The sequence below is a fragment of the Mesorhizobium sp. BR1-1-3 genome (assembly GCF_020165455.1).
Classification (GTDB): Bacteria; Pseudomonadota; Alphaproteobacteria; order Rhizobiales; family Rhizobiaceae; genus Mesorhizobium; species Mesorhizobium ciceri.
Window position 1 is genome coordinate 266,885 of the sequence record NZ_JAIUIC010000010.1, and the last position, 9,138, is coordinate 276,022.

At 63.0% G+C, this 9,138-nt stretch carries 7 protein-coding genes; all 7 read left to right on the forward strand.

All coding sequences use genetic code 11. The features are described from left to right. The first annotated feature begins 6 nt into the window (after positions 1 to 6). The 7 genes from LB559_RS22705 to LB559_RS22735 all read left to right on the forward strand — a co-directional run bounded on the left by LB559_RS22705 (position 7) and on the right by LB559_RS22735 (position 9,042). The gene (locus LB559_RS22705; RefSeq protein WP_013530610.1) at positions 7 to 1,236 is read left to right on the forward strand and encodes a GNAT family N-acetyltransferase; all 1,230 of its coding nucleotides are present in this window, start codon (positions 7 to 9) and stop codon (positions 1,234 to 1,236) included. 12 nt (positions 1,237 to 1,248) lie between these two features. Continuing rightward, a complete protein-coding gene (locus LB559_RS22710) occupies positions 1,249 to 2,472 on the forward strand; it encodes a GNAT family N-acetyltransferase (RefSeq protein WP_127385385.1) in 1,224 nt (407 codons plus the stop codon). Positions 2,473 to 2,572: 100 nt separating this feature from the next. Next, the gene (locus tag LB559_RS22715) at positions 2,573 to 3,754 is read left to right on the forward strand and encodes a glycosyltransferase family 9 protein (protein WP_318014182.1); all 1,182 of its coding nucleotides are present in this window, start codon (positions 2,573 to 2,575) and stop codon (positions 3,752 to 3,754) included. A 224-nt stretch (positions 3,755 to 3,978) separates the two neighbouring features. Further along, the gene (locus LB559_RS22720) at positions 3,979 to 4,203 is read left to right on the forward strand and encodes a hypothetical protein (protein ID WP_027160830.1); all 225 of its coding nucleotides are present in this window, start codon (positions 3,979 to 3,981) and stop codon (positions 4,201 to 4,203) included. A 45-nt stretch (positions 4,204 to 4,248) separates the two neighbouring features. After that, a complete protein-coding gene (ligD, locus tag LB559_RS22725) occupies positions 4,249 to 6,738 on the forward strand; it encodes a DNA ligase D (protein ID WP_224675025.1) in 2,490 nt (829 codons plus the stop codon). Positions 6,739 to 7,024: 286 nt separating this feature from the next. Further along, positions 7,025 to 7,930, forward strand: a complete 906-nt coding sequence (locus LB559_RS22730) for a Ku protein (protein WP_024501732.1) — start codon at positions 7,025 to 7,027, stop codon at positions 7,928 to 7,930. Then, entirely contained in the window at positions 7,927 to 9,042 is a 1,116-nt protein-coding gene (locus LB559_RS22735; protein ID WP_224675026.1) for a tetratricopeptide repeat protein, read from the forward strand. The genes LB559_RS22730 and LB559_RS22735 overlap by 4 nt, the downstream gene beginning before the upstream one ends. The last annotated feature ends 96 nt before the right edge of the window (positions 9,043 to 9,138 follow it).

Here is a 9,138-nt window from a genome sequence, read left to right on the forward strand (position 1 = left end):
AAAAACATGGCAGTCCAGGCGGTGCAAATTGCTGCGGTGACCGGCTCGCCCGATGGCCAGTCCTCCCATCCGGCCACCGTCGTCGCCATCGATGCCTACACGGCGCGGCTCCACACCAGCTTGGAAGCGGTGAGGCCGCTCTGGCTGCGCCTCCAGGCGGACGGTGTGTGCACCGCCCACCAAAATTATGCCTGGGCCGAGGGGATCGTCGCGCGGCTAATGCCGGAAGGTGCGGAACTGCTCATCGTGGAGGTAAACGATGCCGTGACGGGCGCGCCGCGAATGCTGGTGCCGCTGATACGGCGGCCGGCCTTCCGCCATCGGGTGATCGAATGGCTGAGCTGTGGCGTTTGCGACTATTCGGCACCGCTGCTGGCCGATGCCAGCCCGTGGACGATGCAATCGGCGCAGGCCGCGTGGGCTGCGGTGCGTTCCGTGCTGCCGCCGGCGGACCGCATCCAGATCACGGGAATTCCGCAATCGATCAGCGGCGTCGCCAACCCTCTGGCCTTGCTCGCAGCCACGCGCGATTCCCTGCATACCAGCTTCGGCCTCGCCATCGACGGCGACCCGGAAACCGTGCTCAAGCGCCTATGCCGGCCATCCTTCGTCAAGGCCTTCAACAAGGACTGGCGCCGCCTCGAACGGCTTGGCGACGTGGAACTGGTCGAAGCCAACACGCCGGCCCTGGTGGAGGTCATCTTCGGCGGCCTGGTCCGGATGCGGCTCAGCCGCTTTCGCGAACTGGGCCGCTTCGACCTGCTGACGCAGGCGACGGCTGTCGACTTCTATCGAAACGCCGCTCTCGAGGGCCTGTCGGATGGATCGGTGCGGCTCTTCGGGTTGCGTGTTGGTGAAGCTCTGATCGCGGTACAATACCTGCTGATCCATCAAGTCACCGTTCATGCTCTGCTGATCTCAATCGATCAGGGCGCGGTGCCCAATGTCTCGCCGGGACTTCTGATCATGGGCAAGTTGATGAGCTGGGCGCGGGGCCGCGGTTTCGATTATTTCGACCTGTCGGTCGGCAACCAGAGTTACAAGGAACATATGGGTGCCGTGGGTTCGGGCCTGCGCGAGCTTTGCCACGGGATTACGGTGCGAGGCAGCGCCGTGAGCGCAGCCATCGAGGTCCGCAACCGGACCGAGGTGTTCGTGCGCTCCAAACCTCGGCTGCTGAAGAGGCTCCAGGGACTGATGCGGGACTTGCGGCGCCTGCGTGGGGGATCGGAATGACGGGAGAAGCATGTGGCAAGCTACGCGGCGCGAACGACTCCGATAAGGGATTTGCCCGGTGGGCGGTTTTCCCCGACTGTCGCCAACGCTGATGCAACCGCGCACTTCACGGCTCGGCTGCACACCAGTTTCGACACCGTAAGGCTGCTATGGCTGCTGCTTGAGGCGCACGGCGTCTGCACTGCCCATCAGCACTATGCCTGGGTCGAAGGAATCGCCGCACGGCTGATGCCCAAGGACGCGGACCTGGTCGTCATCGAGGTGAGTGACGCCGTGACCGGCGCGCCGGCCATGCTGCTGCCGCTGATGCGGCGCCGGGCCCTCGGCCACCACGTCATCGAATGGCTGAGCTGCCGCGTGTGCGACTACTCGGTGCCGCTGCTGGCGGATGGGAGAGCGTGGACCAGGCAGAGTGCCGACGCCATGTGGGCGGCGGTCCGTGCCGTTCTGCCACCGGCGGATCGCATCCATATCGCGGGGATCCCGCAGCAGATCCACGGCCTCGTCAATCCGCTGGCACTGCTTTCGGTGGCGCGCGACTCCATCCAGGTCACCTCCGGCCTCGTCCTGCACGGCGACCCGGAGACGCTCATCAAGCGGATCTGCAAGCCGTCCTTTGCCAAGGCCTTCCGCAAGCATTGCCGCGGCTTCGAACAGCTTGGTGGCCTCGCTCTGGTCGAGGCCGACACGCCGGATCTGACCGAGGAGCTCCTGGATGTGCTGCTGGAACTGCGGCTGAAGCGTTTTCGTGAGCTTGGGCGTTTCGACCTCCTGACGCAGGTCCCGGTCGTCGATTTCTACCGCGCCGCGGCGCTGCAAGGCCTGTCCAATGGATCGGTGCGGCTCTTCGGTCTACGCGTCGGTGAAGCCTGGCTCGCCTCCATCTATGTGCTGGTCAGAAAAGGCACACTTCACGCCCTCCTGCTGGGCATCGACCAGAACGCGGTCGCCAATGTCTCACCCGGCCTGACGACGATGGGCAAGCTGATGATGTGGGGATGCGAGCGGGGCTTCGACTATTTCGACCTGTCGGTCGGCGGCCAGGGCTACAAGCAACATATTGGTGCCGCGAGTTCGGTTCTGGCCGAGATCTGCGAACCGGTGACGGTGCGGGGCAGGGCTGCGAACGCAGCCATTCTGCTGCGCAGCCGGGTCGAAGGCATGACGCGGTCGCGCCCCCGGCTGCTCAAAGCCGTCCAGGGCCTGACGCGCCGCTTGCGGCGATTGAAGGACTGAGGACGAGCGTTTGCCGGTCCTGCCGACGACCGATGCAAAGAGGCACCAAGGCCGGCAAGGTTGTTGACAGGGTTGGTTGGCTCTATATTTGAAAGCGCGCTTGACGTTCAGAAATGAGTGTCGTCGGCAGATTTTCTCAAATTGGCGTTTTCGGCAGATCATCTCGATGAATGCAAGTTTAGGAGATGGGATTCGTTCCATCCTCATTATTCAAACGAAGTACATTGGAGATGTCGTTCTGACATCTGCTTTGGTTCGCAATCTGCGTCTTTCTTATCCACAAGCATCGGTAACCATGCTTTGTGCGCCGGGACTCAAGCAGTTCATCGTCGCACAAGGGATCGCCGATGTTGCCGTTGGCTTTGAATCCCGCGGCAGAGGAAGGACTCTGCTCAAGCGTTTGAGCGACTATCGTGGCGTCATCTCTGATCTGCGGCGTCGAAAATTCGATCTTAGCATCGACCTTACCGATTCAAAAACCTCGCGGATAATGCATCGTTTGATCGGCGCTCCACTTCGCGTCGGCTTCGATCCTTCCGAGCATCCGATGAAGTTCTGGGAAATCCAGCTTGCAAACGTTCTCGCCGCGACTTTCGGACAGGGCGGCCCCCATTATCTCTACAGGAACCTGTCTCCACTCCACGCGCTTGAGTTGGATTGTCCGGACCCAACGCCTCGGCTGCAGCCGAACGGGACCGCCCAGGAAGAGTGTGCCAGGATTCTTGCGGAAAACGCTTTGGCAAAGAAGTCATATGTGGCCGTGCATGCCGGCGCTAGGTTCGAAGGACGTTGTTGGCCGCCGCAACATTTTGCTGCGGTCATCGACGAGGTATACGCCAAAACCGGGTTGCGATCTCTGCTCGTTGGTGGGCCGGATGAGGGGCTTGCCGCGCAAAGGATCCTTGAAGTGGCAGCGTCGCCGGTCGCCAGTGTCGTCGGAAAGGCCTCGCTTGAAGTCCTGACGGCATTGTTGGCCGAAGCATCAATCTTTCTAGGCAATGAGAGCGGCCCGATGCACATCGCGGCATCTGTCGGAACTCCAGCGGTGGGGTTGTACGGCCTGACGTCGCCTGAGCAATGGGGCCCGTTCGGTGTCCCGAACCGGACGCTCCAGCCGCCCATGCCCTGTCCATGCATCGCTCCAGGTGTTTGTAAAGAAAACAACCCCGGTGGGGTCTATTGTGTGCAGCGGCTTCAGGTTGCCGAGGTCGCGGCAGCGACACTCGATCTCATCGGGGAAGTCCGGAAATCCACTCATTCGGGTATGCCGGCCGCTTCGTAGGCTGGCGGTAACAGGCACGATCACGCGCGGCTACGTCTTCGCGCGCTTCACATCGTGATTCAGGCCGAGACCCGAGCATCTTCAAAAGACTGCAAAATTTAACCGGACTGCAATCTGCACTGCCACGAAATTGACAGGACACCTCGTCTCCGGCATCCTTGGAGCCAGTCGCAAGGCCGCCGACAGCGGCCGCGTTGCGTGTCAGGGCGACCGAGGGCAGTGTCATGTTCAGTCCCGTCACAGGTCAGAATTCCAAACGCGCCGCGGTGCGCAAAGCGCTCGATCGTCACAAGGTCTACATCACCGAGCAGCGTTTTTCGGAGGGCACCTACCAAGCCCGGGTTCTGGTCGATGGCGAGGCCTATTGGGTCGACGAATTCCGGCTGAGCCAGTTGCAGCAAGGGCTGTCGCCGGCGGAGCTCGAGTTGACGCCGGCTGCTGACGATTGAGAGCGTGACTGGCTTGTTCCTGGCCGCCGTGCTTCGATCTTTGCGATGACGACTCCACCAAAGCTCAAAGCCTATCGCGCCAAACGCGAATTCGCCAAGACGCCGGAACCGGTTGGCGGGCTCGTCAGCAGCGACGGCAACCGCTTCGTCGTGCACAAGCACCACGCCACCGCAGACCATTATGATCTGCGACTGCAGGTCGGCGATGTCTTGAAGAGCTGGGCGGTGCCGCGCGGGCCTTCGCTCAATCCGGCCGACAAAAGGCTGGCGGTCGAGACCGAGGATCATCCGCTCGAATATATCGACTTCGAGGGTGTCATTCCCGAAGGCGAGTATGGCGGCGGGCCGATGATCGTCTGGGACACCGGCAGCTGGGCGCCGATGCACGATGTCGAAAAGAGCTTGCGCACCGGCGCCTTCAAGTTCCGGCTGGCCGGCGACAAGCTCAATGGCGGCTGGATGCTGACCCGGCTGAAGCCGAAACCCGGCGAAGACGAAAACAAGAAGAACTGGCTGCTGTTCAAGGAGCGCGACCTCGCCGCCGACACCGCGCTTGACATCCTCACGGCCCGGCCGGAGAGCGTCAAATCCGGATTGCGCATCGAGGAGCTGGCGGCGCCGGCAAAGCCCGCCGCCAAACCCGTGCCCAGACAGGGATCGCTGAAGCCCGGCACGCTGCCGGGCGCCTTCAAGGCCCCCATGCTTGCCCGTATCGAGCCGCAGCTGGCGACGCAGGTGCCAAAACCGCCCGATGGCGAAGACACCAAACAAGTCTGGCTGCACGAGATCAAATTCGACGGCTACCGCACCATGGCGCATCTCACTGACGGCGTGGTCAAGCTGATCACCCGTGGCGGCATCGACTGGACGAAGCGTTATGGCGACCTGCCGCATGCGTTCGCCAAACTGCCGTGCCGCGACGCCATCATCGATGGCGAGATCGTGGTGCTCGACGCCCGGGGCATCAGCCGTTTCGCGCTGCTGCAGGATGCGCTGGCCGAGGGCGCCGGCAGCAAGCTCCATTTCTACGCCTTCGATCTTCTCCATCTCGACGGCTGGGACCTGACCAAGGCGCCGCTGGTCCGGCGCAAGGCGCTGCTGGCGCAGATGCTATCGGGCCTCGGCGCCAATTCCGCCATCCAGTTCTCCGACCATGTCGAGGGCTCGGGGCAGGGGCTCTACGACCAGGCGTCGGAACTGGGGCTGGAGGGTGTCGTCTCCAAGCGCGCCACGGCCATCTATCAGAGCGGCCGAAGCAAAAGCTGGACCAAGACCAAGGCGCTGCAGTCGGGCGACTTCGTCATCGCCGGCTTCACCATCTCCGATGCGGCCGAAGGGCTGGCGGCGCTCGGCATGGCAGAGTTCGAGGATGGTGAATTGCATTATCGCGGCAAGGTCGGCACCGGTTTCGATGCCGCCACCGCCGGTGAGTTGCTCGCCAGGCTGGAGCCGCTGCGGGAAGGCGCCACCGCGCCCGAGGGCGTTCCGCGCGAGGTCATGCGCGAGATGAACTGGGTGCGGCCGCTGCTGTCGGCGCGCATCCACTACGCCAACCGCACAGTGGACAACGCACTGCGCCACGGCGTCTTCCGCGGTTTGAGGGATGTCGGCCTGTCGACGCCGGTATCCTCGACACGCAAGCGGCTGATCGCCGAGGCTGACCTTGCCACCATCTGGGTGACCAACCCGACGCGCCGGCTGTTCGGCAAGACCGGCCCGACCAAGCTCGACATCGCTGTCTATTACGCGCTGGTCGGCGATTTCATGCTGCCGCACATTCTCGGCCGGCCGGTGTCGCTGGTGCGCTGCCCGACCGGCCTGCCGAAGGATTGCTTCTTCCAGCGCCACGCCTTCACCGGCATGCCGCCCTCGGTGGTGACATTCGAGGCGACAAATTCCGAGGGCGAAACCAAATCCTATCTCTCGGTCGAAGGCGCGAAAGGGTATCTGGCGCTGGCGCAGTTCGGCGTCGTCGAGTTCCACACCTGGGGCACCCACCGCGCCAGCCTCGACAGACCCGACCAGATCGTCCTCGACCTCGATCCGGGAGAAGGGATCGACTGGCGCGAGGTGGTCGAGGCCGCGGTGCACATCAAGGACGAATTGGAGCGCCTGGGGCTGGTGCCGTTCGCCAAGACCTCCGGCGGCAGCGGCATCCACATCACGGTGCCTGTGACAGGCAAGCAGAACTGGAAGAAACTGCACCAGGCAACCAGCGCGATCGCCACGCATCTGGCGACAACGGCGCCTGATACTTTCACCACCACCATGGGCAAGGACAACCGCAAGAAGCGCATCTTCATCGACTACCACCGCAATGCGCGCGGCCACACCTCCGCAGCACCTTACTCCTTGCGCGCCCGCACCAATCTGCCGGCCTCGACGCCGGTCAGCTGGAGCGACCTCGAATCCATCGATGCGCCGCAGGATCTGAATTATTCGTCGCTGCCGGGGCTGTTGGCGACGTCGGGCGATCCGTGGGCCGAGATCGACGAGTTCGCGCGGGATTTGCCGACCCTGCGCTCGTCATCCTAGGGTCTGCGCCGCGTCGCTTCGCTCCTTGCTTAGCCCGAAGACGACGAAGAGTATGATCGACGCTTCGTACAATTTGAATTATCCTTCGCCTGCGACCCTCAGGCGTCCTAAAAGATTTCGTCAGGGATTTGCCTGTATCGTGTGGGGTCGGTGTAGGATTTGCGCGGCGCCAATCGTCCTTCGGACGAAAGCGCTGCAGAGTATGATCCCGAAAAGTGGGAACCGGTTTTCGGATAAGATCATGCTCAAGCTAAAATGTCAGTGCATGACCGCGTAGGAGTGTTTCATGGCGCCTAGGGCAAGTTGGAAAGGTTACCTCAAACTCAGCCTCGTGAGCTGTCCGGTGCGGTTGTATCCCGCCACCAGCGCCAGCGAGCGCATCTCGTTCAACCAGTTGCACAAGAAGACCCATAACCGCATCAACATGAAGCCGGTCGACCCCGAACTAGGGCTCGTCGAGCGTGCTGATCTGGTCAAGGGTTACGAATACGAGGACAAGCAGTACATCATCATCGATGATGCAGACCTCGACGCGGTGCGCATCGAATCCAATCACACGATGAACATCGAGGCCTTCGTCGACGAGGACGAGGTCGACGTCATCTACCAGGACGCGCCCTACTACATGGCGCCCGACGGCGCGATGGCGGAAGAGACCTTCGCCGTGCTGCGCGAAGCGATGCGCAAATCCGGCAAGCTCGCCATCGCCCGCCTTGTGCTGTCGAGCCGCGAGCGCGTGGTGACGATCGGCGCGCGCGAGAACGGCATGTTCGTGTGTACCTTGAGGAACCCGAACGAAGTGCGCGGAACGGCTGAATATTTTGGCAATATTCCAGCTGGCAAGCCCGATCCCGAAATGCTGCAGCTCGCCGAAGCGCTGATCAAGCAGAAGGAAACCACCTTCGATCCGAAGAATTATGAGGACCGCTACGAGGCGGCACTCATGACGATGATCCGCGAGAAGCTGAAAGGCCACAAGCCGATTATTGCGGCGGCACCGGAGCGCGGCAATGTCATCAACCTGATGGATGCGCTGAAGGCGAGCCTGTCGCAATCGAAGCCGCCGGCCAAGTCGAAGAGCAAGGCCGACGAGGTTGCCAAGCCAGCCGCGAAGAAAGCGGCAGCGGGTGGTGCTGCTGAAAATCCGCTGAAGGCCAATCTGCTGAAGGCGGTCGGCAAGAGCAAGAAATGACGGCACCGGCCGGCGCTGTTTTCGGCACCATCGGCGCGCTGGCGGCGTTTCCGCTCAGACTGGCCGCGCGTGAAGTCGAACGCCAGCACGGCCAGCTGCGGCGCGGCGTCACCAGGCGCACCACGCATGTCGTGTGCGGCCGCACGCTGCTTGCTAAGGCCGGGCTCTCCAGGAACGGCGATGCCGAGATCGAGCGCCGTGTCGCCGCCGAGCGCGGGGCCGGGCGGACGCTGATCAGCGAGAACGGATTCCTGCGCCTTCTCGGGCTGATGAAGGCACCGGAGGCGTCTTCGCTGTCGCGGCAATCGCTGATCGAGCAATCGCGGCTATCCGGCGCCGAGCTCGATTTGTTGTCACTGTTCGATGCGTTCGAGCATGACGCAGAACCCTATTCCTTCCGCGACCTGATCCTGGCGCGCAAATATGCAGGGCTCGTCGCCGGCGGCGCGACATGGGGGGCGATCGCGCGCTCCGTCCACCGCTCCGGCCCGGTGGCGTCGCTGACCGCCAAGTCGCTCAATGTCGGCTCGCAGCATGGGCGCGCCGATGCGATCTACCTCGAAGGCGGCCAGAGCGAACTCGACGGACAGCTTCTGTTCGATTTGGGCAGCGCCGGTTCGGCAGGCGACGACACACTGGAAGAGTTGTTTGCCGAGGCCGAAGCGGCGGAGGAGGGTGGCGACCATGATAGGGCAGCCGCACTCTACCAGCGCTGTCTCGCCATCGATCCGAGCGATGCGATTGCCGCCTTCAACCGCGCCAACTGCCTGCGCGCCGGCGGCCACGCGGCGGACGCCGCGCACGATTATATCAATGCGATAAAACTCGATCCGGCCTTCGTCGAGGCCTGGTTCAACCTCGCTGGGCTGATGAGCGAGCAGGGCCGCGAGGCCTCGGCGCGAAGGCACCTGCAGAAAGCGATCGCGCTCGACAAAAACTATGCCGATCCGGTGTTCAACCTCGCCCGGCTCGAATTCGACGCCGGCGATCTGCCGGAGGCGCGGCGGCTGTGGGTGCGCTATCTCGAACTCGATGCGGAGTCCGAGTGGTCGCGGATGGCGGCCAAGGGCGTGCAGTTCGTGGATCTGCAGTTGGCGCGTACGGCGGGGTGAGGGATGATTAGCGATGACAGCCGATCTCCCCCCTTGTGGGGGAGATGCCCGGCAGGGCAGAGGGGGGCGCTGTCCCGCCAACAGATCGGCCAATTT

Excerpts from the sequence above, each read along its gene's own strand:
- LB559_RS22705 (WP_013530610.1), top strand. The coding sequence starts at position 7 with ATGGCAGTCCAGGCGGTGCAAATTGCTGCGGTGACCGGCTCGCCCGAT.
- LB559_RS22720 (WP_027160830.1), top strand. The coding sequence starts at position 3,979 with ATGTTCAGTCCCGTCACAGGTCAGAATTCCAAACGCGCCGCGGTGCGC.
- ligD (WP_224675025.1), top strand. The coding sequence starts at position 4,249 with ATGACGACTCCACCAAAGCTCAAAGCCTATCGCGCCAAACGCGAATTC.
- LB559_RS22730 (WP_024501732.1), top strand. The coding sequence starts at position 7,025 with ATGGCGCCTAGGGCAAGTTGGAAAGGTTACCTCAAACTCAGCCTCGTG.
- LB559_RS22735 (WP_224675026.1), top strand. The coding sequence starts at position 7,927 with ATGACGGCACCGGCCGGCGCTGTTTTCGGCACCATCGGCGCGCTGGCG.